At 69.4% G+C, this 23,671-nt stretch carries 22 protein-coding genes, 3 tRNA genes and 2 pseudogenes; 11 read left to right on the top strand and 16 right to left on the bottom strand.

Going from position 1 to position 23,671, the window contains the following annotated elements:
• Positions 1 to 8 precede the first annotated feature (8 nt).
• The 9 genes from ABD333_RS45610 to ABD333_RS45570 all read right to left on the bottom strand — a co-directional run bounded on the left by ABD333_RS45610 (position 9) and on the right by ABD333_RS45570 (position 11,219).
• On the bottom strand, positions 9 to 2,825 hold the full coding sequence (locus ABD333_RS45610) for a glycoside hydrolase family 38 N-terminal domain-containing protein (protein ID WP_344549171.1): 2,817 nt from the start codon (positions 2,823 to 2,825) through the stop codon (positions 9 to 11).
• Positions 2,816 to 4,063 (bottom strand): CehA/McbA family metallohydrolase, encoded by a 1,248-nt coding sequence (locus ABD333_RS45605; RefSeq protein WP_344549170.1) that lies wholly within the window; start codon positions 4,061 to 4,063, stop codon positions 2,816 to 2,818. Before ABD333_RS45605 ends, ABD333_RS45610 begins: the two co-directional genes overlap by 10 nt.
• A gap of 117 nt (positions 4,064 to 4,180) precedes the next feature.
• A complete protein-coding gene (locus tag ABD333_RS45600) occupies positions 4,181 to 5,281 on the bottom strand; it encodes an ABC transporter ATP-binding protein (protein WP_344549169.1) in 1,101 nt (366 codons plus the stop codon).
• Positions 5,281 to 6,102 (bottom strand): carbohydrate ABC transporter permease, encoded by an 822-nt coding sequence (locus tag ABD333_RS45595; protein ID WP_344549168.1) that lies wholly within the window; start codon positions 6,100 to 6,102, stop codon positions 5,281 to 5,283. Before ABD333_RS45595 ends, ABD333_RS45600 begins: the two co-directional genes overlap by 1 nt.
• A complete protein-coding gene (locus tag ABD333_RS45590) occupies positions 6,099 to 6,995 on the bottom strand; it encodes a carbohydrate ABC transporter permease (protein WP_344549167.1) in 897 nt (298 codons plus the stop codon). Before ABD333_RS45590 ends, ABD333_RS45595 begins: the two co-directional genes overlap by 4 nt.
• A 46-nt stretch (positions 6,996 to 7,041) precedes the next feature.
• Complete coding sequence (locus ABD333_RS45585; RefSeq protein WP_344549166.1) at positions 7,042 to 8,586, bottom strand: extracellular solute-binding protein; 1,545 nt, start codon at positions 8,584 to 8,586, stop codon at positions 7,042 to 7,044.
• A gap of 85 nt (positions 8,587 to 8,671) precedes the next feature.
• Positions 8,672 to 9,511 (bottom strand): aminotransferase class IV, encoded by an 840-nt coding sequence (locus ABD333_RS45580; RefSeq protein WP_344549165.1) that lies wholly within the window; start codon positions 9,509 to 9,511, stop codon positions 8,672 to 8,674.
• Positions 9,474 to 10,487 carry a chorismate-binding protein gene (locus ABD333_RS45575; protein WP_344549164.1) on the bottom strand — a complete coding sequence of 338 codons (1,014 nt, stop codon included), beginning with the start codon at positions 10,485 to 10,487 and terminating at the stop codon, positions 9,474 to 9,476. Before ABD333_RS45575 ends, ABD333_RS45580 begins: the two co-directional genes overlap by 38 nt.
• 30 nt (positions 10,488 to 10,517) lie before the next feature.
• Positions 10,518 to 11,219: an ArsR/SmtB family transcription factor gene (locus tag ABD333_RS45570; protein ID WP_344549163.1), complete on the bottom strand. Its 702-nt coding sequence runs from the start codon at positions 11,217 to 11,219 to the stop codon at positions 10,518 to 10,520.
• 131 nt (positions 11,220 to 11,350) lie between these two features.
• On the opposite strand from ABD333_RS45570, the gene ABD333_RS45565 reads away from it, so the two are divergent.
• The 3 genes from ABD333_RS45565 to ABD333_RS45555 all read left to right on the top strand — a co-directional run bounded on the left by ABD333_RS45565 (position 11,351) and on the right by ABD333_RS45555 (position 11,628).
• Positions 11,351 to 11,423: transfer RNA gene (locus tag ABD333_RS45565), tRNA-Gly, on the top strand.
• Positions 11,424 to 11,452: 29 nt separating this feature from the next.
• A tRNA-Cys gene (locus ABD333_RS45560) sits at positions 11,453 to 11,523 on the top strand.
• A 30-nt stretch (positions 11,524 to 11,553) separates the two neighbouring features.
• Positions 11,554 to 11,628: transfer RNA gene (locus tag ABD333_RS45555), tRNA-Val, on the top strand.
• A gap of 74 nt (positions 11,629 to 11,702) precedes the next feature.
• Here ABD333_RS45555 and ABD333_RS45550 read toward each other — a convergent pair.
• The 3 genes from ABD333_RS45550 to ABD333_RS45540 are packed head-to-tail and all read right to left on the bottom strand — an operon-like array spanning position 11,703 to position 13,072.
• The gene (locus ABD333_RS45550) at positions 11,703 to 12,590 is read right to left on the bottom strand and encodes a hypothetical protein (RefSeq protein ID WP_344549162.1); all 888 of its coding nucleotides are present in this window, start codon (positions 12,588 to 12,590) and stop codon (positions 11,703 to 11,705) included.
• Positions 12,587 to 12,847 carry a helix-turn-helix domain-containing protein gene (locus ABD333_RS45545; RefSeq protein WP_344549161.1) on the bottom strand — a complete coding sequence of 87 codons (261 nt, stop codon included), beginning with the start codon at positions 12,845 to 12,847 and terminating at the stop codon, positions 12,587 to 12,589. The genes ABD333_RS45550 and ABD333_RS45545 overlap by 4 nt, the downstream gene beginning before the upstream one ends.
• Positions 12,848 to 12,865: 18 nt before the next feature.
• Positions 12,866 to 13,072 carry a hypothetical protein gene (locus ABD333_RS45540; RefSeq protein WP_344549160.1) on the bottom strand — a complete coding sequence of 69 codons (207 nt, stop codon included), beginning with the start codon at positions 13,070 to 13,072 and terminating at the stop codon, positions 12,866 to 12,868.
• 496 nt (positions 13,073 to 13,568) lie between these two features.
• Here ABD333_RS45540 and ABD333_RS45535 point away from each other — a divergent pair, with 496 nt between their 5' ends.
• On the top strand, positions 13,569 to 13,871 hold the full coding sequence (locus ABD333_RS45535; RefSeq protein ID WP_344549159.1) for a hypothetical protein: 303 nt from the start codon (positions 13,569 to 13,571) through the stop codon (positions 13,869 to 13,871).
• On the opposite strand, the gene ABD333_RS45530 is transcribed toward ABD333_RS45535, so the two are convergent.
• Positions 13,868 to 14,773, bottom strand: a complete 906-nt coding sequence (locus tag ABD333_RS45530; RefSeq protein ID WP_344549158.1) for an SDR family NAD(P)-dependent oxidoreductase — start codon at positions 14,771 to 14,773, stop codon at positions 13,868 to 13,870. The two genes, ABD333_RS45535 and ABD333_RS45530, sit on opposite strands and share 4 nt — an antisense overlap.
• A gap of 16 nt (positions 14,774 to 14,789) precedes the next feature.
• Between ABD333_RS45530 and ABD333_RS47790 the strand changes: the two genes are divergently transcribed.
• The 3 genes and pseudogenes from ABD333_RS47790 to ABD333_RS47780 form a co-directional block, all read left to right on the top strand.
• Complete coding sequence (locus ABD333_RS47790; protein WP_425546970.1) at positions 14,790 to 15,269, top strand: cupin domain-containing protein; 480 nt, start codon at positions 14,790 to 14,792, stop codon at positions 15,267 to 15,269.
• A 57-nt stretch (positions 15,270 to 15,326) separates the two neighbouring features.
• Positions 15,327 to 15,728, top strand: a pseudogene (locus ABD333_RS47785) (transposase); the annotation flags it as partial.
• A 6-nt stretch (positions 15,729 to 15,734) separates the two neighbouring features.
• Positions 15,735 to 16,109, top strand: a pseudogene (locus ABD333_RS47780) (transposase); the annotation flags it as partial.
• 6 nt (positions 16,110 to 16,115) lie between these two features.
• On the opposite strand, the gene ABD333_RS45520 reads toward ABD333_RS47780, so the two are convergent.
• Positions 16,116 to 16,433 carry a hypothetical protein gene (locus tag ABD333_RS45520; protein WP_344549157.1) on the bottom strand — a complete coding sequence of 106 codons (318 nt, stop codon included), beginning with the start codon at positions 16,431 to 16,433 and terminating at the stop codon, positions 16,116 to 16,118.
• A gap of 154 nt (positions 16,434 to 16,587) precedes the next feature.
• Positions 16,588 to 18,033, bottom strand: a complete 1,446-nt coding sequence (locus ABD333_RS45515) for a GntP family permease (RefSeq protein WP_344549156.1) — start codon at positions 18,031 to 18,033, stop codon at positions 16,588 to 16,590.
• A 188-nt stretch (positions 18,034 to 18,221) separates the two neighbouring features.
• Between ABD333_RS45515 and ABD333_RS45510 the strand changes: the two genes are divergently transcribed.
• The gene (locus tag ABD333_RS45510; RefSeq protein WP_344549155.1) at positions 18,222 to 19,124 is read left to right on the top strand and encodes a LysR family transcriptional regulator; all 903 of its coding nucleotides are present in this window, start codon (positions 18,222 to 18,224) and stop codon (positions 19,122 to 19,124) included.
• 69 nt (positions 19,125 to 19,193) lie between these two features.
• Positions 19,194 to 20,258: a tartrate dehydrogenase gene (locus ABD333_RS45505; RefSeq protein ID WP_344549154.1), complete on the top strand. Its 1,065-nt coding sequence runs from the start codon at positions 19,194 to 19,196 to the stop codon at positions 20,256 to 20,258.
• Between the two features lie 64 nt (positions 20,259 to 20,322).
• Here ABD333_RS45505 and ABD333_RS45500 read toward each other — a convergent pair whose 3' ends face one another.
• The gene (locus ABD333_RS45500; RefSeq protein ID WP_344549153.1) at positions 20,323 to 21,006 is read right to left on the bottom strand and encodes a TetR/AcrR family transcriptional regulator; all 684 of its coding nucleotides are present in this window, start codon (positions 21,004 to 21,006) and stop codon (positions 20,323 to 20,325) included.
• A gap of 134 nt (positions 21,007 to 21,140) precedes the next feature.
• On the opposite strand from ABD333_RS45500, the gene ABD333_RS45495 reads away from it, so the two are divergent.
• Both ABD333_RS45495 and ABD333_RS45490 read left to right on the top strand, forming a co-directional pair.
• Positions 21,141 to 22,754 carry a flavin-containing monooxygenase gene (locus ABD333_RS45495; protein ID WP_344549152.1) on the top strand — a complete coding sequence of 538 codons (1,614 nt, stop codon included), beginning with the start codon at positions 21,141 to 21,143 and terminating at the stop codon, positions 22,752 to 22,754.
• The gene (locus tag ABD333_RS45490) at positions 22,751 to 23,623 is read left to right on the top strand and encodes a metal-dependent hydrolase (RefSeq protein ID WP_344549151.1); all 873 of its coding nucleotides are present in this window, start codon (positions 22,751 to 22,753) and stop codon (positions 23,621 to 23,623) included. Before ABD333_RS45495 ends, ABD333_RS45490 begins: the two co-directional genes overlap by 4 nt.
• Positions 23,624 to 23,671 lie beyond the last annotated feature (48 nt).

Raw genomic sequence — 23,671 nt, 5'->3', positions numbered from 1 at the left:
GCACGGTCTCAGGGGGTTTGCGGGCGGGGGACGTTCACGGTGGCGATCTCCCAGGGACGCATCGGCCTGGTGACGCCGCCGGTGAGGGTCGCGGTGGTGGCTTGGGAATGTTCGGCCACGAGGCGGACTTCGAGCTGGCCCTCGCGCTCGCGCAGGCTCGTCATCACGACGCCTTCGCCGGTCAGCTCGATGCCGCTGCGGACGGACGGCAGAGGTGTGCTGGAGGGTCCGTACCCTGCGGCCGTGAGCAGGTCGTGCCGGAACGACTCGGCGGCGGCCAGGACGTCAGGGCCTGGAACGCCGCCTGACGGGTACGGCATGACCGCTAGGTCCACGACCCGTTCGCCCCGGCATTGGGCCCGCGGCGTCGGGAGTTCGGGACCGGCGGGCTGGTCGCGGTTGGCGTTGTGATGGCGTGACAGATAGCCGACCGAGCGTACGAGGGTCAGCGCCAGTTCCCGTCCGTCCCCGGTCACCTCGTACTCGGTGACGTGCTCCAGCAGGGCCGCCAGACCTCCGGCGGCCACGAAGCCTGAGGCGGGGAACGTCGGCAGGGGCACCTCGCCGCAACCCCCCTCGGACGCGAGGCCACGTTCGACGATCGCGAACTGGCCCTCGGCGAACGAGGACGAAGCGGGCACCGGCAAGGGCAGGTGCAGGCGCACCCGATGGTCCTCGCAGCGGTTGTCGAACGAGACGCGCAGCCGCACGAACGGCTCTCCGGCTCGGAGCTCGACCCGCATCACGACGGGAACGGTCTCTTCGGCCTCGGATCGGGCGTCGCCAGGCAGGTCGCCCTTCGCGGGCCAGCGGTACGTGCGCACGACGTCGAACGCGGCGATCAGCGGCCCCGCGGTGACCGCCCGCACGCGCACCGACTCGGGCACGTCCACCAGGCGGTCACGGCGCGGCGGCGCGTAGTTGTAGGTGTCGCCAAGGTCGCCGCCCTCCATCACACGCCCGAGACCCTCCACGACCCGGCCGCCGGAGGAGCTGATCGAGAACGTGCCGTCCCCGGCGATCTGGACGCGCAGCAGGCCGTTGTCCAGGACGTCGTCGCCTTCGGCCCGGACCGGCCGTTCGACCACGGCCGTCCCGGGCACGGACGCCCCGGCCACGGACGCCCCGGCCACGGACGCCCCGGCCACGGACGCCCTGGGCACGGACGTCCCGGGCACCGTTGGCCCGGGCGCCGGTGTCCCGGTGGTCGTTGGCCCGGTGGTCGTTGGCCCGGGCGTCGGGCGTACGGCGAGGATGCCCAGCGGCGGTGCCTCCACCTGGGCGGCGACCGTGCGGCGCGGGTCGGCGATCGTGACGACGCGCCACTCCCCCTGCGCGTCCCGCACGGCCTCGCGGACGTGGGCGATGTCGAAGGGCGTCTCGGCGCGCTGTGTGACGAAGAAGGTCAGTGTCCGGTCCGCCACGTTCCAGTCGCGGATGTCCTGGCCGAACAGCGAACGCCCGAACACCCGGTTGAGCACCATCGGCAGGTCGGACGCCGGGTGAACGGCGTCGTACAGCGTCGTCGCGGCGACTTCGAGCGTCTGGGCCGGGTAGGCGCGCCCGGCGGCGTCCTCCAGGACGACCTCGCCCTCCGCCCCGACGTCCAGGACGACGACCGCGGTGCGGCGCGCCGGGGTGGGGTTGAAGACGAGGTGGGCGTCGAACGGCAGCGCGGCCGTGAGCCCGGCCGTCACCAGGTCGCACACCGCCCGCCCGAGCTGTTCGGCCTCGGCCATGCGGGCCGCGACCTGTTCGGCCGTCTCGTCGCTGCCGCAGCCGGTCACCGAGTCGTGGCAGCTCACCTCGATCAGGCGGCGCCAGGCCATGTCCAGGAAGCTCGACGCGCTGCCGTCCCACCAGAGCGCGTCGAGCGGCTCGGCGTAACGCTCGACGAGGCGTTCGGCTCGGCTCATCGCCTGTTTGAGGTGGACACGCGCCGAGATGACGCCGGGCAGGATGTTGGCCCGGGCGTGGGAGCGCAACTCGCCGCGGACGCGCGGCAGGCTCTCGGCCGAGGGGTCTTGCGTCGCCATGTACCCGGCCAGCGTGTCCAGCCTCATGCCGTTGCCGAGCCCGTCGATCTGGTCGGCGAGATCCGCGGCCGGGGCCGTGTGGTCCGAGCCGTACATGGCCAGCAGCGGGCCGCCTTCGGGACGCCAGGCACGCATGCGTTCGGCGAAGTCGGACACCCTGCCCGGCAGGAGCGCGGCCTCGGAGACCTGGCCTTCGCCGTACAGCCCCGCCTCCTCGAACATGCTGGCCGCGTTGCCGTAGCCGCCCTCAGGCATGTATTCGGTACGGATGGCGGTCCCGTCCGGGGATTCCCATGCGAACGCGTGGGTCCGTACGGCGGACGGAACGCCTCGCCAGACGCACGCGTGCTCGATTCCGGCGAGCCGCAGGATCTGCGGAGTCTGCGCGCAGTGACCGAACTGGTCCGGCAGGTAGCCGACGCGCATGGCCGCGCCGAGTTCCTCTGCCCGCCGCAGGCCGAGCTCAAGGTTGCGGACGATGTTCTCGCCGGAGCACAGGAACTCGTCGTGCAGGATCTGCCAGGGCCCGACGGCCAGCCGACCCTCCCGGACGAGCGCCGCGACCCGTTCACGGCGTTCCGGCCGTACCTCCAGGTAGTCGTCGACGGCCGCCATCTGGCCGTCCAGCGTGAAGTGCTGGCGCGGGTCGGCCTCCATCCGGTCGATGACCTCGTCCAGCAGCGCGACGAGCCTCAGCCGGAAACGCTGGAACGGCAGGTACCACTCGCGGTCCCAGTGGGTGTGCGGAACGACGACGATCGGGGTCTCGGTGGCCGGGGTCATCCGCATAGAGCGATCACCTCGTTCTCGTGGGTTTCCAGACGGTGCGTTCCGGCGGCCCGGACGGGCACCCGGACGTGGTCTCCCCGTACGGCGAGACGGTTGCCGTCCGGGCGGACGAGCACGGTGCCGTCGGCGCCGAGGGCGATCAGCTCGTCGTCCACCCGGAGCAACATCGGCGTGCCCCCGCCCGCGCCGACGCCCGCGTCCGTGCCTGCGCCCGGCCCTGTGGTCACGGCGGTACGCCCGGCGGCCAGCGCGCCGAGTACGTCGTCGTCCTCCGCGAGCACCCAGGTCGTCGGCTCGCCGAGCGACTTGTGCTGGGCCGGGTCGTGGTAGTCGCTGCCGCCGAGCGGCACGACGTCCGGCCGCCACAGCGAAGCCCAGGACAGCGGAGCGCCCCAACGCCGGTCCCACCAGGACGAGTGCCAGATCTCGGCATGCCGGGGGCGGGCCTCCGGCGGCAGGTCATGACGCCAGGCGCAGTCGCCGCTGAGGGGATGGTTGATGGAGATGACGCCGCCCTGCCGTTCGGCGAAGGCGACCCACTCGGCGGACGGTTTCCGGAAGTCCACCCATCCCGTGTCGCCGAAGACGTTGGCGTGCCCGAGATCGGTGGTCACCTCCTGCCCGGGGACGAGGACGATCCCGGCGCGGGCTCCGACCGCCGCGAGCTCGGGATGGTGGCTGACCGTGTTGTGGTCGGTGACGGCGAGGAAGTTCAGGCCGCCGGCGACCGCGCGGCAGGCCAGCTCCGGAACGGTGAGGGTGCCGTCGCTGTGCACGGTGTGGGAGTGAAGGTCACCGGCGAGCCAGCGCATCCCCGCCGGAGCGGGCAGGTCTCTGATAGGCGCACGCTCGGGCAGCACTGGCCACGGCGTCTCCGTCGGCGCGGGTGTGGCGGAAGCCGAGGTGGTCACGGTGACCTCGTACGGGACGCCGTCCGGCGGGATCCGGTGCAGCCCCAGCCATACGTTCCAGACGCCGGGTTCGAGCTCTCCCGGCAGATACCCGGGCGTCGCCCACTGCGCCGCGATCGTGAACTCGCGGCGCGCTCCCCCGGACCAGCCGCGGAAACCGTCCGGGCCGTGGCAGCCCAGATCGATCACGCCGCCCTCGAACGACAACCGGACGGTGACCGCCGCCGTGCCCGGTGCCACCTCGAACGGCAGCTCGCGCAACCCCCGTTCGAGCCTGTCTTCCAGCGTCCATCGTCCCCGATGCACCGTGGTCGTCCCCGCGCTCACCACACCCCCACAGTCATGCCGTCACCCTGCTGCCACCGCCACACCGGTGCCGCAAAGCCGTCGCCCTCATGCGGCCGCCGTCACGCCGTCGCCTTCGCCACTGTCACGTCGTTTCCGTCACGCCGTCGCCTTCGCCGCTGTCACGTCGTTTCCGTTCACCAGATCTCCGTCGCTGTAGAGCAGAGCGCGCTCCGTCCGTGGCACGGCCCAGCCGCGTTCGTCCGGCTCGGGCTCGCCGCCCTCGCCGACGAGGGCGTGAACCAGGACTCCTTCGACATCCAGTGTGACCAATGATGAACTGCCGAGATTTTCGACCACCGCGACCCTGCCGCTGAAGGCGTCGTCGACCGGGCTCGCCGAGTAGTCCAGATAGTCGGGCCGTACCCCGTACACGACGGCCTGCCCGTCGGTGACGAGCCCGCGGGCCTCCGCCGGAAGCGGCAGCGGCGTGCCCGCCGCCTCGACCTGGCCGCCCCGGACCCGCGCGTCGATGAGATTCATCGGCGTGGAGCCGATGAACGAGGCGACGAAGACGTTGGCCGGACGCCGGAAGACCTCGGCCGGAGTGCCGATCTGCCTGATCCGACCGGCTTCCATGACCGCGATCCGGTCGGCCATGGCGAGTGCCTCCGCCTGGTCGTGGGTGACGAAGACGGTGGTCACGCCCAGCTCGCGCTGCAGCTTCTTCAGGAACGTGCGCGCCTCCAGCCGCAGCCGCGCGTCGAGGTTGGACAACGGCTCGTCCAGCAGGAACACCCGCGGGCGCGCCGCCATCGCGCGTGCCAGCGCGACCCGCTGCTGCTGGCCGCCCGACAGTTCGCCGGGGCGGCGCGCGAGGAGCCCGTCCAGGCCGAGCGCGGCGGCCACCTCGGCGGCCGCCGCGTGCCGTTCCTCCTTGCCGGTCTTCTTGATGCGCAGCGGGTAGGCGATGTTGTCGGTGACCGACATGTGCGGGAAGAGCGCGTAGTCCTGGAAGACCATGCCGACGTCGCGGCGTCCGGGCGCCAGCCGCGTCACGTCCGTCTCACCGATTCGCACCGAGCCCGCCGTCGCGGTCTCCAGGCCCGCGACGGTGCGCAGGAGCGTCGTCTTGCCGCAGCCGGACGGGCCGAGCAACGCGAAGAACTCGCCGTCCGCGATCTCGAGGTCGAGGGCGTCGAGGGCCCGCACGTCGCCGGGGTAGACCTTGGTCAGACCGCGCAGGGTGATGACCGCCATCAGCGCTTGATCCCTCCGTGGAAGCGGAACCCGTACCGGCGGCTCACGAAGACGTACATGCCCACGACCGGCAGGGAGTACAGCAGCGAGAACGTGGAGATCAGGGCGAGGTCGGGCTGCCCGCCCTCGGTGTAGAAGGTGTACATGATCACTGAGGCCGGGGCCTTGTCCGGGTCGCGCAGCAGCAGGAACGGCATGAGGAAGTCGCCCCAGACCTGCGCCACCGTCCACACCGTGACCGTGGCGAGGCCGGGCCGGATCACCGGGACGACGACGTGCCGGAGCGTCTGCAGCGGCGAGGCGCCGAAGACGCGCGCGGCCTCCTCGTACGACGTGGGCGTGTTGTCCGTGAAGTCCTTCAGCACGAAGATCGCCGCCGGCAGCAGCCCGCCCGTCAGCACGAGGATCACACCGAGATGCGAGTCGATCAGGTTGAGGTTGAACGCCAGCAGGAAGATCGGCACCATCGCCGCCGTGCCGGTGATGATCGACGACAGCAGGAGCAGCACGTACAGCAGCACGTCGCGTCCAGGGACGCGCACCCGGCTGAGCGCGTACGCGGCGAGCGCGGCGCAGGTCACCACCAGCGCCGCCACCCCGGCCGCGAGCAGGACGGAGTTGCGCAGCGAGGCGAGCGCGTACGGGTTGTCCATCAGCACCCGGAAGTTGTGCAGGGTGAAGTCGGGCAGCGACGCCGAGATCTGCGGCTCGGCGTCGAACGGCGCGAACGCCAGCCAGAGCAGCGGCAGCGAGAAGAAGCCCAGCACCGCCGACACGAACGTGGCGAGCCCGATCCTCCCCAGTACTTCGCGTACGGTCACGCCGCCACCTCGCTTCCGGGCTTGCGCCGCTCGCGGAGCGCGCGCAGGTAGAGCAGCGCGATCACGAGGTTGATGAGGATCATCACGAGCGAGATCGCGGCCCCGAAGCCGAGCCGCCCGTCGCCCAGCGCGGTCCGGTAGACGTACACCGACATGATCTCCGACTTCCCGTCCGGCCCGCCCGCGGTGATGAGGAACGGCGTGAAGTCGTTGAACGTCCAGAGACTGACCAGCAGCAGGCTCGTCAGGATGTGGCCGCGGATGCGCGGCAGGACGACGTCGCGCAATGTCTGCAGCGTGGACGCGCCCGCCAGGCGCGCGGTCTCCAGATGCGAGGGTGGAACGTTCCCCAGTGCGGCGCTGTAGAGCATCATCGAGAACGCGGTGCCGCGCCAGATGTTGAACACGATGATGCAGGCCATGGGGTGGTCGAGCAGCCAGGCGGTGCCGGGCGTGCCGAGCAGCGCGTTCAGCGTGCCCGAGTCGCGGTCGAGCAGGGCGATCCAGAGGAATGCGATCACCGAGCCCGGCAGGATCCAGGCGAGCAGGATCACCCCCTCCACCAGCCGCCGCACCGGCCCGGACCGGTCGCGCATCACCCACGCCACAGCGAAGCCGAGCAACGTCTGCCCGACGACGGCCGAGCCCACGACGAACTGCAGCGTCAGCCACAGCGAACGGTGGAACTCCTCGTCGCCCAGCACGTCCGTGTAGTTGCCGGTCCCGACGAACTGCGGATCGCTGGCCGCGATCCCGGTGAGCCGGTAGTCGGTGACGCCCAGGTAGAGCGTCCAGAGGGCCGGGAAGACCAGGAACACCGCGACCAGGACGAGTGCGGGCGCGACGAACGCGGCGCCGCGGCGGGTGCCGAGCCCCGCCGCGTCGTCGCTCATCCTGCGGGACGGGGCCGTCCCCGGCGCGGCGGCCGTGGCGGTCGGCTCAGCCGGTGGAGACGTTGGCGGCGCCACCGACGATTCCCTCCAGCTTCTTGGTGTATTGCGCAGCCGCCTGGTCGGGGGGTGTGCCGGAGACGACGCTCGCCGTGGCCTCCTGCAGCGCGGTCGAGACCTGCGGATAGGCGGCGAGCCCCGGGCGGTACGTAGTGATCGGCAAGACCTTCTCGGCGAGGTAGGACAGGAAGGCGTCGCCCTTGAGGATCTCGGCGTTCACGTCCGTACGCGAGGTAATCTCCGGCGTGCCGGCCGTCCGGGCCTTGTGCATCTCCGGGGAGTTCATGAACGTCAGCAGCTCGAAGGCCTGCTGCGGGTACTTGGTGTTGGGGTTGACCACGGTGACGGCGCCGCCCGACATGCTGACGAACGACTGGCCGCGGATGCCCTTGCCAGGACTGATCGCGGGGAACGTCGCGTACCCCACGGCCTGGTCACGGTCTGCCATCTTGGCGATCCCGGTCTTCGGGTTGATCACATCACGCCAGAAGTAGTCGCCCTCGGCCAGGATACCGATCTTGCCTGCGGCGAACGCGGCGAACGACTTGTCGCGGCCCTTGGCCTCCTGCTGGAGCTTGGGATCGCCCAGCCCCTGCCTGTAGATCTTGGAGTAGAGGCCGAGGGCCTCCTTGACCGCCGTTCCGCCGCCCGCCCACTTGCCATTGGCGTAGACCTCGGCGCCCGCCCCGGCGAGCAGCGGCAGGACGCCCTGCATCGCGGTGGCCTCGCCCATCGCGGTGCCCGCGTTCAGCTGGACGGGCGTGACGCCGGGCAGCCTCTTCAGCGCCTGGCCGGCCGCGAGGATCTCGTCCCAGCTCCTGGGCTGCCAGTTGGCCGGCAGCCCGGCCCGCTCGAACAGGCGCTTGTTGAAGAACAGCACCCGCCCGTCCGTGCTGGCCGGGATGCCGTACCGCTTGCCCTCGAACGTGGCCAGTCCCTGGACCGACCTCGGAATCTGTGCCCAGCCGTCCCAGGTGTCGGCTCGCGGGCCTGCCACCTTCGTGAGCGGCGCGATGTAGCCGGCCTGCGCGAACTCGCCGACCCAGATGCCGTCCATGTCGAAGACGTCGGCGCCCGACCGGGACTTCAGATCGAGCGCGATCTTGGTCTTGTACGGCTCGTCGTCGACGCCGTAGCCGCGGAAGGTCACCTTCGCGTTGACGCCCTTGGCCTTCTGCGCGGCGACGAACCGCGGGATCACCGTCTTGCTGATCCACTCGGCCTCCTCGGTGTTCTTGCCGCCCTCGATGGCGTTGCGGCTGATCACCAGGGTGAAGCTCTTGGCCTTGGCGTTGCGGTCGGGATCGGTCGAGGACGAGCCCCCGCCGCCGCATCCGGCGACGGCCGCGCCCGCCAAGAGGAGCGCGGCCGTCACGCCGATGCGCCGCCGGTAAGGACTCGGGAAGTCCCCGGAAGGGTCGCGGGAATTCGGGGAGAAGAGCCGTCGGGAGCCGGGGAACGCGGGTCGCGAACCGGAGAAGCGTCGTCGGGAGTCGGAGGGGGACCGTCGGGAGCCGGCAGGGTCGAAGACCACGGTGACCTCCTTTTGCGCGTCACCGTTAACGTGAACGAAGAAAGCGATCACGTAAAGACCCGGCCGGGTCACGGCTTGCTCTAGATCACGGATCCATGAGCTCGCCGCTGCGGGCGGCGAAGACCTCCATGGCCTTGCTCGTGACGGGGCCGGGCGCGGCGGGCAGCGCGGTGCCGTCGACGGCGTGGATCGGCTGGACGTCGCGGGTCGTGGACACCAGGAACGCCTCTTCGGCCTGGTAGAGCTCCTCCAGCGGGAGGTCCTCCTCGTCGCCGCCGAACCACTCCAGGACCAGCGCGCGGGTCACCCCGGCCAGGCAGCCCGCCGTCAGCGGCGGCGTGATGAGACGGCCGCCCCTGACCACGAAGATGTTGCTGCCGGTGCCCTCGGACAGGTTGCCCGCGAGGTTGCCGAAGATCGCCTCGCCGCCGCCACGCTCCTTGGCGTAGGCGAGCGCGAGCGCGTTGTCGGCGTACGACGTCGTCTTGAGGCCGTTCAGCGCGCCCCGTTCGTTGCGCGGCCACGGCACCACGGTGACGGCCGTGGTCGCCGGGAACGGCTTCTGCTCGGCGGCGATGATCGAGATCGTGGTGCCCTCGGTGCCCCGGTCGGAGCCGAGCGGGCCCGGGCCGCTGGTGTAGGTGATGCGGATCCGGGCCAGCGGCCACTTGGGCGCCGCGGCGAGGACCTCCAGGGTGCCCTGGGCAAGGGCGTCCTGGTCCGGCTCGGGGAGCCCCAGGCCCGCGGCGGAGCGGGCCAGGCGCTTCAGGTGCCGGGTGAGGGCGAACGGCTCACCGTTCGTCGCCTTGACGGTCTCGAAGATCCCGTCGCCGACGAGCATGCCGTGGTCGAACACCGACACCTTCGCCTGCTCGGGGGCGAGCAGTTCACCGTTGAGCCAGATCTTGCCCTGCCCGGTCGTCACCGGAAGCCACCTCCAATAGCCGAGCCGCCTTGAGCTCGGTCTCCTGCCATTCGCGGAGCGGGTCGGACCCCCAGGTGATGCCGGCGCCGGCGCCGAAGCGCAGCAGGCCGTCCTCAGCCCAGAACGTCCGGATGCCGACGGCGAGCGCGGCGCGCCGGGAGTCCGCGTCCACCCAGCCGATGGCTCCACAGTACGGGCCCCGCGGAACCGGTTCGAGCTCATCCAGCAAGGTCAGCGCGCTGGACTTGGGCGCCCCCGTGACAGAACCCGGCGGAAACGTCGCCGCCAGCAGCTCCGGCCAGCCGTTCGGCTGCGCCAGGCGGGCCCGGACGGTCGAGACGAGATGCACCAGGCCGGGGATCTCCTCGGGCACGCACAACCCCGGCACCGTCACCGATCCGATCTCCGCGACGCGGCCGAGGTCGTTGCGCACGAGGTCCACGATCATCACGTTCTCGGCGCGGTCCTTGGGCAGCAGTTCCGCCGCCGTGCGCGCCGTTCCCTTGATCGGCCCCGACTCGACCACGTCACCGGAGCGCGCGAGATACAGCTCCGGCGAGGCGCTGGCGATCTCCAGCCCGGGCAGCCGCAGGGTCATCGCGTACTCCGCCGGATGCCGCTCGGCCAGGCGCAGCCCGAGGCCCGCGATGTCGGCGCCCTCGGGCATCGTCGCCGACAGGATCCGGCACAGGTTGGCCTGGTAGACGACCCCGTCGGCGATGGCCGCCCGTATCCGTTCCACGCCCCGTACGTACTCGGACCGGCTCAGTGAGCTGCGCCACTCCCCCGGCGGGCCCCACACGCCCGCCGGATGCGGCGCCCGCCGGACCCGATCGAACCGCGCACAAGTGATCTTGCCCTCGTACGTGGCCACGACGGCCCACCAGCCCCGCGAGTCGAGCGCCGCCGGGTCCGTCGTCACGTCGGCCGGCCCGGTGGCCAGCAGCCCCCCGACGTGAGCGAACGAATCCTTCATGCCGACCAGTGTGACGCGAGCGATCCGCCGTCACGCACCCCGGGGCAGGATGCAGCCGAACGAGTCCGCCAGACCGCGCATCCCGGCCTCGGTGGCCGTCAGTGCCCGCCGCGTACTCCCCCGCTCGAACCACCCCAGCTCGATCAGCCTCTCGGTGAGCGCGGCGCCCAGCGCCCCGCTCAGGTGCGGCCTGCGTTCGGTCCAGTCCAGGCACGGCGCCGCGAACCGCCGCCGCCCCTTCCGGAGCGCGGCCAGGTCGATCCCGAGCTCGCCGAGCCGGTCCTCGCCCTTCTCCGTGACCTCGCTCCCATCCGGCTCGATCAGCCCCGTGTCCACCAGGGCCGCGAACAGGGCCACTCCCGCCTCCCCCGCCAGATGGTCGTAGCAGGTACGGGCCGTGTGCAGCCGCCGGGCGTCCCGCGACTGCCTCAGGTTCCGCACCGTCACCGGCGGGCTGACCCGGCTCAGCGCCTCGATGACGTGGGCGATCTCCGGACCGGTCAGGCTGTAGTAGCGGTGCCGCCCCTGCTTGATCACCGTGACCAGCCCGCCGTCCAGCAGCCGCGCCAGATGCGAGCTCGCCGTCTGCGCGCTGATCCCCGCGACCCGGGCCAACTCCCCCGCCGCCAGCGGCCGTCCGTCCAGCAACGCCGTGAGCATCGCGGCCCGTGCCCGGTCGGCCAGCAGCGTCGCCACCACCGAGATGTCGGAGTCATACGCCAGGTCACCCATGTCCCGGAGCATATGCGGCCCAAGCTTCGACGCCCATCGAAGCGACCCCCGCAAACCGGTTTGGGGAAGCCGCGACTTCACGCTAAGGTTTTCCTCGTCGCCGCAAGGGATCCGGATCCCGAGCAGCACAAGCGGAAGTGGCTCAGTTGGTAGAGCATCACCTTGCCAAGGTGAGGGTCGCGGGTTCGAATCCCGTCTTCCGCTCTGAGGGGCCTTGCGGAAGGCCTCCCTCTGGTGGAGTGGCCGAGAGGCGAGGCAACGGCCTGCAAAGCCGTGTACACGGGTTCAAATCCCGTCTCCACCTCAGCCCGTACTTCCTCGGAAGCACGGACCCGGGCGATTAGCTCAGTGGGAGAGCGCTACCTTGACACGGTAGAGGCCACTGGTTCAATCCCAGTATCGCCCACCACAAACCCACAGGTCACAGCCCCATCCCACACCAGGGACCGGGGCTTTGATCGTCTTTGGGAGATATCCGGGAGATCATCGTCTCCCGACCGCTACCGCGTCGGCCATGCCTGGCTGCTTATGCCCCGGGCGAGCCGCGGGGTCGCCATCCCAGGCAGGTCGCCAGAAGCGGCGGGCGAAGTTGCGTAGTACGCCTCCACGTTCCCCGGTGAAGACCCGCTCATACGGGCAGTCGATCACCAGCGGCTCGTACACCTGGGCCAGGAACGGCGGCAACTGAATCCACCGCCGCCCGGTCGGCGTCTTGGGCCGCGGGGCTTCCTCGATCTTGCCCCTGGCCTCGCGGATCGGCCTTCTGACAGGAAACCGTTTGAGATCTTTGTCGTACTGGTTGGGCTTCTGTGAGATCAACTCGGACCAACGAGCGCCGGTGTAGCCGTCCAACAACGTCAGCACAAAGCCCGAGTACCCCATCAGACCCTCCATCCGCAACGCCACCCGCAAGAACTGCAGCGGCGTGGCCACCAACCGCTCAACCACCTGCTCACCCGAGGTCACCTTGATCCCCTGACACGGGCTGAAGGGAACCTTGCGCGCCCGAACCGCGGCATTGAGGATGGTCGAGAACAAAGCGAAGACCGAAGCCACAGTCGACTCCTTGAGCTCCTCGTGCAACTCATTCACCCAACCCTGAATCTCCATGTAGGCATCCAGCAGCGCGACCAAAGGCCAGTCCTCCCACTGTGGAAGAACGTGATTATCCAGCTGAGACCGGTACTTCGCCCGGGTGTTGATCGCCAGCCGGCTGACGCTCATCCATTGCTCGGCGAACTCTCCGAACGGCACTTCCGACACCTGCGGGTCGATCCAGGTGCCTTTTCGGATGAGCGCTTCCTGCTCCTCCCCATACCGCTCAGCAGCCGTCTTGTTCTCAAAGCCCGGAGCCGACGCCAGCAAGATCACGTGGAGGAGCGTCGAGAAGTGACCGGGGCCGCTACAACAGGCCCACGGGCACCAGCTCGGACAATGGCCGCCAGATCGTCCTCACTGAAACGCAGATGCTTGCCAAAGAACGTGCACGGGATCACCCGAGCCGCAGCCTTCTTCCTCAGCCACGACTCCGATACCTTCAGCAAGCGAGCAGCCTCAGCAGGCGTGTAGACGCGCACCGCATCATGCACTGCAGCACACCCTGAACACCTCACCGCCAGACAACACATCCGCTTCCAGCCAGCCGCCTAGGGCGACGTCTGCGGCGTCGGCAGGCATGCCGCATCATCAAGGTCAGCGACCGCGTCCTCACTCAACCGGAGGACCAGTACGAGGCCGAGATCCAGGGCAAGAACTACCTGGGCATACACGAACACGGCGTGCACGCCATCGCCAACGAACGCCCCGAACACGGCACCGGCCTCCACCTCCGACGAGAACCCCTTCGAGATCATCCGTTAGCGAATCGTTAGTGGCTTCGCAACCGCCCGATGTTGTGGTGAGCGTTGGGGCTGATGACGACTGCTGGGAGCGGGCCATTAGCGCCGATCAGGTCGGCTTGGCACTCCGGTCAGGTCTCGCGGTACGCGGCGCGACCGCTCGGCCGCCCAGTTCACGGCGCGCAGTCGTGACCACGCACAAGCAACAGCAGCCGGAACCGGCGGAGACCGTCAGCAGCGAAGCCAATGCCTCAACCGGCCCCACGGCTATTCGTGGGCCCCGCTTCGGGCAGGCAGCTTAAACGGCAGGCTAACCTTCTGTTTACAAGCCGCGACAGACCCGTGCCAGCAGGTCACCTGCTCTCCCATCTCATCCCGGTTCGTACCGGTATCCGCGAGCCAGCGTCCCGGCTCATCCCGCCCAATCCCGCGGGGTACCGGGACGCTCGGGCACACCTCGGGCACACGCGCGACTGACCATCTGACGGCCATCAGACGGCGGACGCCTCCCTTGCCCGCGTTCCTCCTCGCGCTCCCGGTCGGCGGCGAGTATGCCGGCTCCGGTTTCGACGAAGAGCGGATCAGCCTGGACGATCTGGCCGTGCATCTCAACGCCGCGGCAACCTGGCTGCGTCATCTGGCGATCGCCGCCGAACGACCGCATCTGACCGCCACCGGCTCGCGGCAATCACGCCCACGCCGACTTCCCGATAACAGCGGACCCGCCTGCCGGAGACCTACTTCCGCTCATCACCTGGCCGTCATAGCGCGGACGTACCTGTCCGGAGCGCTGACGATCTGTCCCGTGCCCTAAGCCCCTGTCTGAAACGTGGCTTGACCTCGGCGGCGCGGGTCATTCTCTCGCTGACGAAGTGGACCGGACCCTGTCCAAGAGCCCTGTAGGGACGAGGGGTTCATGTGGCTGCCGTGCGGCGTGCATGTCCCAGAGGATGTCGGCCAACTCGGCGGGTTGGCGGCGGCCAGGTCGGGCACGGGTTGGCCCTGGGCCCGGCGTCGTTGGTAATCCGCCTCGAAGGGAGTGCCCAAGATGCGAGCGCCGATATAGAGCATGCCGACGTAGACGCCCTTGTCAGCGACCTCGGCCGCGAGCGACTGAAGATGGTCGCGCTGTGCGGCCAGGACCGTGGGCCAGCCGCTCATGTGCGGCCGCCCCTGGACGGCGGCGGCTCCCTGAGCGCTGAGGATGGCGCCGTCATCGCGTTCCAGCATGGCGGGCAGGAACTGCCGCACCAGAGCCAACAGCGTGCACAGCGTGATCGGCATGCGGTCCTGGAGCAGCTCCGCGGTGAGATCGGCGGCGGGCACAAAGACCAGGTCGGTGGGCGCCGGACTGTAGTAGAGGACGGTGGGGACCCCGACGTGCGCGCGAATCCGCTCGGCGAGCGACGGTACGCCGTCGGCCCGGTCGAGATCGGCGGTGATCACGTGTGCGGTGACGCCCGCGGCGGACAAGTCCCGGGTGAGCAGGTCGAGGGGGCCTTGGCTGCGGGAGCCCAGGACCACCTCGTATCCCTCCCTGCCGTATCGGCGGGCGATGGTCCGCCCAGTACTGGACCGGCTCCGAACACCACGATGGATTTCGTCATGCCGCCCAGCCAACTGCATCGATGATTGGACGATCCATGAGCGAACATCCGAAATGCCTTTGTGGTCGTCTACGGTGACGGTGTGGACGTGCTGACGGACCTGCTGCATCGAGCCCGCGCCCACAATGCCTTGGTCAGACAGCCGATCAAGCGGCCACCGTGGGGAGTGGCGTATGCCACCGCTCACGGTCGCGGCCACGCTCGGCGGACATGGCTGGTTCACACTCGGGGAGCCGGCTCCCGTGCGTCTCGCCGCAGGCGATATCGCCCTGATCACGGCCTCCGGCGGGTACACGATCGCCGACGACCGCACCCCAGTTCGTGATCCGCGACGGACGCAAGCACCATCTCACCGGCCCCCGGCCGATCCCCTAGGCCCCCGCACCTACGGCGACGGGCTGCCGGGGCCACCGTCATGCTCCGTGGCATATGCGAACTGCACGGCGACGCGGCCTCTCGCCTGCTGGACCTGTCCCGCCGCTGGCGATCGTGCCCGCCGGGCCGCGTACCCGGACGGCCCTCGATCTGCTCTCCGCCGAGGCGGCCAGCGACGAGCCGGGCCAGGACGCGGTCCTGGCCCGGGCTGCTGGACCTGGTCCTGGTGATCGGATTGCGGACCTGGTGGCAGACCGGAGGCGACGGCGCCCGCCTGGTACCGGGCGCTGACCGACCCGGCGATCGGTGCGGCGCGCAGCCTGAACCTGCTCTACCGCTACATCACCCAGGGCCGCGTCGAGGCCGACCGGCTGCCGGTCTCATCGAAGAAGCTGACCCGCCTGCTGCTCACCCGGCCCGACGATCTCCATCGCGAGCAACGTGACCTGCTGAACGAACTCATCGCCGCATGTCCCGAGATGATCACGCTGGCCGATCTGATTCGAGCCTTCGCCGGCCTGCTCCAGCCACACCCAGACAACGCCGCGCTCCTGGACGAGTGGCTCGAGACCGCGCGTGCCTGCGACCTGCCCCACCTGCACAGCTTCACCCGAGGCCTGGACCAGGACACCGACGCCGTCCACGCCGCACTCACCCTGCCCTTCCACAACGGCGGCACCGAAGGAGTCAACAACACCCTCACCGGCGGTCACCGCAATGACGTCACCCAGCTGATCCCATTGATCGAGGCGATCCCGCCAGTGCGTGGCAAGGTCGGCCGTCCTCGCCGGCGCCCAGATGTGCTGCTGGCCGACCGCGGCTACGACCACGACAAATACCGGCGCCTGGTGCGGGCCAAGGGCATCACCCCGGTGATCGGCCGCCGCCAGACCCCGCACGGCTCCGGGCTCGGACGGCACCGCTGGGTGGTCGAGCAGACCCTGGCCCCACTGCACTGGTTCTGCCGGCTACGCATCCGCTGGGAGATCCGCGCCGACATCCACCAAGGCTTCCTCGCCCTGGCCGCCGCGCTGATCTGCTGGCGCCGCCTCCAACCCACATTGCGTTAGGAGCTCTTAGTCCAGGACCTCGATGAACCGGTTTGATTCACTGTCGTCGGTCGCGGCGTAGACCTGCTTGGGCAGCAGGGAGCGGTCCTCGGCCAGGACGCGTCCCAGAACGCGGCCGTCCTGGCTGATGCGGGACACGCCGGTCTCAAGCGTGGCGTTGCGGCGGCGTTCCGCGTCGACCTGCGTCATCTGCCAGCGGGACCGAGCCGTCTGGTCAGGTTTGACCAGTGCCGAGGCGGGACGCGCGCCGGTGCCCGGAGCGGTGATCGCCCGGTTGGTGCCCTGCCGGGTGAACCGGAAGCCGTCGCCGTCAGAGGTCACCACCCAGTTCGCCGCCCGCCAGTTCCTGCGAGCTGCGGCTGCCTCACCGACCGGCGAGGCCCATACCGGTGCCCACCGGAACTCCAAGACTCGCAAGGCGCACCGCACGGCGGCCCGGGGTTCGGCAGTCCTAACACACCGGTTGTCGCACGGACACTCAGGCGAACTGTGAGACCAGCAGGATGATGGGCAGCGAGATGACCGAGGCCAGGGTCATCGGGATGGTGTGGGTCTTGACGGTGCCGCGGGTGGACAGGCCGAGAAGCGACTGGAACATCCAGAAGAAGTTGCTGCTCACATGTGGGAGGAACAGAGCGCCCGATCCCGCGGCCAGTGCGACGAGCACCGTCGGGGCGTCGAGGCTTCCGGCGATGGGAGCCAGGATGCCCGCTGCGGTGATGCCGGCGACGGAAATGGAGCCGAGCGCGATGTGGAGAACGGCTGCCACGAGCCAGACCAGCAGCAGTGGTGGAAGAAGCCCGGCGGAGAAGGCGTCGCCCAGGACGTCGGCCATGCCGGATCCCTCGATGACGAAGCCGAGAGAGCCGCTGATGCCGCTGAGTACGAGAATGGGTCCGCACTGGGTCAGCGCGGAGCCGATGGCGTCGCTGACCTCCTGCCGGGTGCGGATCTGGCTGGCCAGGGCGTAGGCCAGGCCGGCGCCGAGGAAGATGGCGACGATCGGATCGGAGAGGAATTTCAGGGCGGCGATGTCCACGGACATGGTCTTGGCCAGGGCGCCGCCCGCGATGAGGAACAGTGCGAGCAGGACCGGCGTGACCGAGAGGAACAACGGAAGCTCACGCGCGCTCGCCAGTACCGAGCCCTTTGCGGGCTGGCCGGTCTCCACCGCCGTGGGCGTGATGGTGACGCCGCCGGTGCCTTTGGGTGCCTTCAGGGGCGGCGGCTCACCGTCGGAGGTGGCGTCGGCTGCTGCAACCGGCTCTTCGTCGGCTTCGAGCTCGTCCAGCTCGGGGTCCCATGGTGTGAATCGCAGGATGGCCGCGAAGGTCAGCATGGTGAGCAGGGCGGTGGGTAGGCCGACGGCGAGGCCGAGGAGGAACATCTGCCCCAGCGGAACGTCCAGGATGCCGGCGATGGCGACCGCGGCGACGCCGGGTGCCACGAAGACCAGGCCCACCTCGATGCCGGCGGTGAGGGCGCCGCCCATCAGGGCGCGGCCCTTGGGTCCCAGCTTCGGCCCGAGTTGCCGGGCCAGTGGCGCGGAGAGAACGAGCAGGACGTCGGAGTAGATCGAGGTGAACAGGGAGCTGAGGGTGGCCGCGAACACGTAGGGGATGCTGCGGTCCCCGAAGATCCGCAACATCGCTTCGACCAGACGCTGCATCGTGTTGGTGACGGTCAGCAGGGCGCCGAGGATGACGCCGAACGTGACCAGGATGCCGATGTCGCCCATGACGTCGGCGAAGCCGTCGGTGACGGCCTCCGTTGTGCCGCCGGCTCCCAGGCGCGTCGTGAGACCGAGGTACAGGGTGCCGAAGAGCAACGCGAAGACCGGTGGGAACTTCAGCCAGGTGATGGCCAGGACGATGCCCACGATGGCGACACCGGTGTTGATGAACAGGAAGGCTTGGTCTGGCATCCGTGGCTCCCTTTGGTGAGTTGCTCACGCCCACCAGCTCAGGCCGATGAGACGCAGACCACATGGTGACGACAGCCACCCGGGCCATGTCCAAGACTCATTTGCAGGCCGATCGATAGCGTTCGCCTATCGAGCAGTCGAAAAGGCTATGGACGATCCGTCGCCGACTGCTCAGAGGTGGTGTGGAGATGGACGTTCGACAGCTGCGCTATTTTCTGGCTGTGGTGGACCACGGCGGCGTGCACCGCGCGGCCGAGCACCTGTTCGTGGCGCAGCCCTCGATCACCCAGTCGATTCGCCGCCTTGAGGCCGAACTCGGCACCAAGCTGTTCGTGAGGCAGTCCCGCGGCCTGATCCTGAGCCCATCGGGTGCCGCCCTGGTCGAACCCGCCCGCGAGGTCGTCCGGTCCCTGGATGTCGCCCAGGAGACGGTCGCCGCCGTCGATGGACTGCGTGGAGGGCGACTGCGGATCGCCTCGATGCCCTCGCAGGTCGTCCGCCCGCTGACCGGCCTGATCGCCGAGTTCTCTCGCCGCTACCCCGAGGTGAACGTCGCCGTCGCGGCGGCTGACCGGCCCGACGACGTCCGCGACACACTGCGGCGAGGCGTCGCCGAGATCGGGGTGGTCGCGACCGCCGGCCACAACGAGGCCTTGGCCGACCTGGACCGGCTGCCTATGCGGTCCCAGTCGTTCGTCTTGGTCGCCCGCGACGACGCCACCCTCCCACCCGGCGACGGCGCACTGACCATCGACGAACTCGCCGGTCTGCGACTGGTGGCCGGTCAGCCGGGCACCGGCATGCGGCGGGTCGCCGACGCCATCACCGCCGCGACCGACTGCCGCATCGTCGTCGAGATCGAGCACCGGGAGGGCCTGCTCCCGCTTGTGCTCAGCGGCGTGGGCGTCGCGGTCGTCGCCGACGCCTGGAGCGGGCTTGCGAACGCCGTGGGGTTGCGGGCCCGCCGCCTGGACATCAAGGAACGGCTCGACGTCGCGCTGGTCTGGCAGCGGCACCGCCTCAGTCCCGCGGCGGCCGCGTTCGTGGCCCTCGTCGAAGAGCCGCCCGCAGCCTGCGACAGAGATCGATAGTCTCCGGCTATCGATCGGGCTGTTAACGAGTCTTGGACATGAAGGCCGACGCGACGCTCCACTGGTCCCATGACCACACGCCACCGCATCGCGCTCATTCCCGGAGACGGCATCGGCACCGAAGTGCTGCCTCCCGCCTGTGCCGTCCTGGACGCCGTCGGCCGCCGCCACGGGCTCGACTTCACCTACGACACCTTCGACTGGTCCTGCCAGCGCTACGTCACCGAAGGCGCGATGATGCCCGAGGGCGGCCTCGACCGCATCCGCCATCACGATGCCGTGCTCCTGGGTGCCGTCGGATGGCCGACCGTTCCCGACCACGTGTCGCTGTGGGGTCTGCTGATTCCGATCCGTCGGCAGTTCCAGCAGTACGTGAACCTGCGTCCGATCAAAGTCCTCGACGGCGTGCCGAGTCCCGTCGCCAGGGCGACCCCGGACGTCGACTTCGTCGTGGTGCGAGAGAACGTCGAGGGCGAGTACTCCGAGATCGGCGGCCGTCTGAACCGCGGGTTCCCCACCGAAATGGCCGTCCAGGAAGCGATCTTCACCCGGCAGGGCACCGAACGGATCCTGGACTACGCGTTCGCAATCGCCCGCACCAGGCGGGGCGAGCTGGTCTCCGCGACCAAGTCCAACGGCATCGTGCACACCATGCCGTTCTGGGACGAGCTGGTGAGGGAGGCCGGTGCCCGATTCCCCGAGGTGTCCTGGCGCCAGGAGCACATCGACGCCCTCGTCGCCAAGGTCGTACTGGACCCCTCACGCTTCGACGTCATAGTCGCCTCCAACCTCTTCGGCGACATCCTCAGTGATCTCGCCGCAGCCGTGGCGGGCAGCATCGGTATCGCCCCGGCCGCCAACCTCAACCCCGAGCGAGACCATCCCTCGATGTTCGAACCGGTCCATGGCTCCGCCCCCGACATCGCCGGCCAAGGCAGCGCCAACCCCCTGGGCGCCATCTGGTGTGCCTCGATGATGCTCGACCATCTGGGACATCCAGAAGCAGCCACCGAGGTCTTCGACGCGTTCGCCTCCACGCTGGCCACCGCCGACGCCCGCACCGCAGACCTGGGCGGCACCGCCACCACCAAGGAGTTCACCGACCTGGTCCTCCAGGCCCTCACACGTCACTGAACAACGGTCTCCGGGCGCAGACTGTCGCTGTTTCTGCATTGGGTGGTCATGGTGCGTTAGTTGGTCATGGTGCGTCGGCGTCCGCCGCAGCCGGTGCAGCCGGGTGGTCGGCGGCCGGGGTGAATCGCTGGGTGAGCGGGACGAAGTAGAGCTCGATGACGCGCTGGCGTTCTGCGTTGTCCTCGATGGGCAGCACGGTCTCGGGTGTGAGGACCAGAGACAGCACGATCCGGACGAGGATTTCGGCGAAGCTGTCGATGTCGGGCTCGGGGATGGCGATGCGGCCCGCAGCGATCTCGGCCCGGACGAGTCCGGCGATCCATTCGCGGGCTTCGGCGACGGGACCGGCGGCCTGGGTGGTCAGGTAGGGCAGGATCAGTTCGGGTTCGGTCTTCAGCAGCCGGTTGAGCAGGCGGTGCTGGCGTAGGAAGGTCACGCAGAACAGCAGGCCCTCGGTGAGCTTGGCCGCTGAGGTGGGCTGGGCGGTGACGACGGTTTCGGCCTTGCTGAGAAAGCGTCGCAACTCCCGCATGAGCAGGGCGCTGAGCAACGCGTCCTTCTTGGGGAAATGCCGGTAGATCGTCACACGGGACAGACCGACGCGGCGGGCGACGTCATCGACGGTGAAGCGCCGCACGCCGAAGTCTTCGGCCTGCTGCAACGCGGCGTCCAGGACGCGTTCAGCGGTGTGGTCGTCCACCGGCGCACTGTTCCTGGCCCGGTCTAGCAGACCTTCGAACAAACCCATAGCGCCAGCGTAACGATTCCAGGTTGGGTTTTGTACATGGTTTACATCTTGACGCAAGTTGTAACGCTTGTTTAGCTTTCGGATCATTGCGGTCGCTGTGGCCGCGATGCCACCCGACAGCTTGGAGAGCGGTCATGGGCCCACCGCCGGAGCCGGCCACCGAGGCAGCAGAGCACGTACACGATCCGGGGCAGGTCAGGCCGGACACCGAAGTGGCGATCATCGGGGCGGGACTGAGCGGTCTGGGGATGGCCATCGCACTGCAGCGCGCCGGTTTCGAGGACTTCCTCATTCTGGAACGAGCGGACGACCTGGGCGGTACGTGGCGCGACAACACCTACCCAGGTGTCGGGGTGGACGTCCCGGCGCAGGCCTACCAGTTCAGCTACGCCCTCAATCCGCACTGGAGCCGGGTGTTCGCGCCCGGTGCAGAGGTCAAGCAGTACCTGGACCACCTCGCCGAGGAGTACGGCCTGCGCCAGCGTGTGCGCCTGCACAGTGAGGTCGTCGAGCGGGTCTGGGATCAGCACGCGCAGCTGTGGCGACTGAAGATCGCGGGGCCGGGTGAGGTGCGTGCCCGGTTCGTGGTCAGCGCCATCGGGCCTTTCGTGGATCCCAAACCGGTCGACATCGCGGGGGCCGACCGGTTCATGGGTGCGGTTCTGCATTCCTCACGGTGGGACGACGACTGCGATCTGACCGGCAAGCGGGTCGCGGTGATCGGCACGGGCGCCAGCGCCGTGCAACTGGTTCCGGAGATCGCCGCCACAGCGTCCAGGCTGGATGTTTACCAGCGCACGCCGATCTGGGTGGCGCCCAAGCCTGACATGGCGGTTCCCCGGGTCGTCATGTGGTTGTTCCGGCGGGCCCCGAGACTGCAGGAGGCGGTCCGCCGCCTGGCGACCCGTGCGGTGGAACTGCTGCTCATCGACGTCGTCGTCCAGCACCGGCGGATCCCCTGGCTCGCGCGGACCGGGGCGGCGCTGTTGCGGTCACTCTGGTACCGGCTACAGGTCCGCGATCCCGAGGTGCGGCGGCGGCTCATCCCCGGCTACGGGCTGGGCTGCAAGCGGCCCTCGGTGTCCAACTCCTACCTGCCGACCTTCAACCAGCCGCACGTTTCGCTGATCACCGAGTCCATCGAGGCCATCACCGAGCACGGTGTCCGGACCGTGGACGGGCGTGAACGGCAGGTGGACGCCATCGTGCTGGCGACCGGGTTCCGGCTGGCGAGCGATCCGGAGAACTTCCGGCGCACGCCGGTCCGGGGCCGCGACGGCTTCGATCTCGCCACCGCCTACACCCAGTACCGGCTGGCCTCTTACGAGGGCGTCAGCATGCCGGGGCTGCCCAACCACTTCATGATGTTCGGCCCGTACGGCTGGGTCGGCGGTACCTGGCACCAGCTGGTGGAGACCACCTCCGCGCACATCGTGCGGGTCCTCGCCGAAGCCCGCCGCCGCGGCGCTGCCGTGGTGGAGGTCAAGTCCGAGCCGACCGCGCGGTGGACCGGACAGATGCGCCGGCGCCTGTCCCGTTCACTGTGGGCCAGCGGGAACTGCGCCACCGCCAGCAGCTACTACTTCGACCATCACGGCGACACCCCGTACCTGCGGCCGACGAGTTCGGCACAGGCCCGCAGGGCCAGCCGCGGCTTTCCTCTGGACGACTACACCTACCTGCCTGCAAGCCCTATCACCCAGATCCCCGTCCGTAGGGACGCTGAGACAACCGAGAGGATGCCATGACCACCACAGGAAATCTCGCTCCCCGTCCGGTGCCGCGGCGCACCGTCCACGTCCGTCGGGTCCGCTTCTCGCACCCCGACGGCGCGCTGCGCCGGCACTACGTCGACGGTGACCTGGTGATGAGTCACGTGCTCGCGGTCCTGTCAGCGACGTTCCCGCCAGGAGAGGACTTCTTCGTCCGAGCGGTACGCCACTACCGCGACCAGATCACCGACCTCGAACTGACCGCCCAGGTCCGCGGCTTCATCGGCCAGGAGGTCGTACACGGCCGCGAGCACGACCACCTCAACCAGGCCCTGCGCCAGATGGGCTATCCCACCCAGCTGATCCACCGGTTCATCGACAAGGTCCTGATCCTGTTCGACCGGGCCCTGCCGGCGCGCGTGCGGCTGGGCTTCACCGCTGGCCTGGAGCACTACACCGCCACCATCGCCGAACACCTGCTCACCGACCCCCGGGCGCAAGCCCTGCTCGGCGACACCGAGGTTCGCTCCATCCTGCTCTGGCACGCCCTGGAGGAGTCCGAGCACAAAGCCGTCGCCTTCGATGTCTACCGCGCGGTCGGCGGCACCGAGCGCATGCGCATCTGGACCATGCGAGTGATCAGCACCCTGCTCATCGCCCACGTCGTCGCGGCCACGGCCTTGTCCATGCTCACCGACCGCGCCACCTACAACCCGATCCGCCTGGTCCACAGCCTCGCCCGCCTGCGCCACTCACCGTTCCTGACCCGCGAGGTCATCCGCGCCCTACGCGCCTACAACAGACGCCGTTTCCACCCCGACGACATCGACAGCACGCAACTGCTGGAGCACTGGCGGGCCGAATTGTTCGGCCCCCAAGGAACCCTCACCGGCAAGCTGAAGTAGCCCGTCCCGTGCGCATACCGCACGCCTCCCAGCCGCTCGGAGGCCACC

The sequence above is a fragment of the Actinomadura fulvescens genome, assembly GCF_039533225.1.
GTDB lineage: Bacteria > Actinomycetota > Actinomycetes > Streptosporangiales > Streptosporangiaceae > Spirillospora > Spirillospora fulvescens.
Note: the sequence above shows the minus strand (reverse complement) of the source record. Positions and strands in the feature narration are given on the sequence as shown.

Bases quoted from the DNA above. Each gene is read 5' to 3' on its own strand.
- ABD333_RS45610 (WP_344549171.1), bottom strand. From the start codon at position 2,825: ATGCGGATGACCCCGGCCACCGAGACCCCGATCGTCGTCGTTCCGCAC.
- ABD333_RS45600 (WP_344549169.1), bottom strand. From the start codon at position 5,281: ATGGCGGTCATCACCCTGCGCGGTCTGACCAAGGTCTACCCCGGCGAC.
- ABD333_RS45590 (WP_344549167.1), bottom strand. From the start codon at position 6,995: ATGAGCGACGACGCGGCGGGGCTCGGCACCCGCCGCGGCGCCGCGTTC.
- ABD333_RS45575 (WP_344549164.1), bottom strand. From the start codon at position 10,487: ATGAAGGATTCGTTCGCTCACGTCGGGGGGCTGCTGGCCACCGGGCCG.
- ABD333_RS45570 (WP_344549163.1), bottom strand. From the start codon at position 11,219: ATGGGTGACCTGGCGTATGACTCCGACATCTCGGTGGTGGCGACGCTG.
- ABD333_RS45545 (WP_344549161.1), bottom strand. From the start codon at position 12,847: ATGTGTTGTCTGGCGGTGAGGTGTTCAGGGTGTGCTGCAGTGCATGAT.
- ABD333_RS45540 (WP_344549160.1), bottom strand. From the start codon at position 13,072: ATGATCTCGAAGGGGTTCTCGTCGGAGGTGGAGGCCGGTGCCGTGTTC.
- ABD333_RS45530 (WP_344549158.1), bottom strand. From the start codon at position 14,773: ATGCAGCAGGTCCGTCAGCACGTCCACACCGTCACCGTAGACGACCAC.
- ABD333_RS47790 (WP_425546970.1), top strand. From the start codon at position 14,790: ATGCCTTGGTCAGACAGCCGATCAAGCGGCCACCGTGGGGAGTGGCGT.
- ABD333_RS45515 (WP_344549156.1), bottom strand. From the start codon at position 18,033: ATGCCAGACCAAGCCTTCCTGTTCATCAACACCGGTGTCGCCATCGTG.
- ABD333_RS45510 (WP_344549155.1), top strand. From the start codon at position 18,222: ATGGACGTTCGACAGCTGCGCTATTTTCTGGCTGTGGTGGACCACGGC.
- ABD333_RS45505 (WP_344549154.1), top strand. From the start codon at position 19,194: ATGACCACACGCCACCGCATCGCGCTCATTCCCGGAGACGGCATCGGC.
- ABD333_RS45500 (WP_344549153.1), bottom strand. From the start codon at position 21,006: ATGGGTTTGTTCGAAGGTCTGCTAGACCGGGCCAGGAACAGTGCGCCG.
- ABD333_RS45495 (WP_344549152.1), top strand. From the start codon at position 21,141: ATGGGCCCACCGCCGGAGCCGGCCACCGAGGCAGCAGAGCACGTACAC.
- ABD333_RS45490 (WP_344549151.1), top strand. From the start codon at position 22,751: ATGACCACCACAGGAAATCTCGCTCCCCGTCCGGTGCCGCGGCGCACC.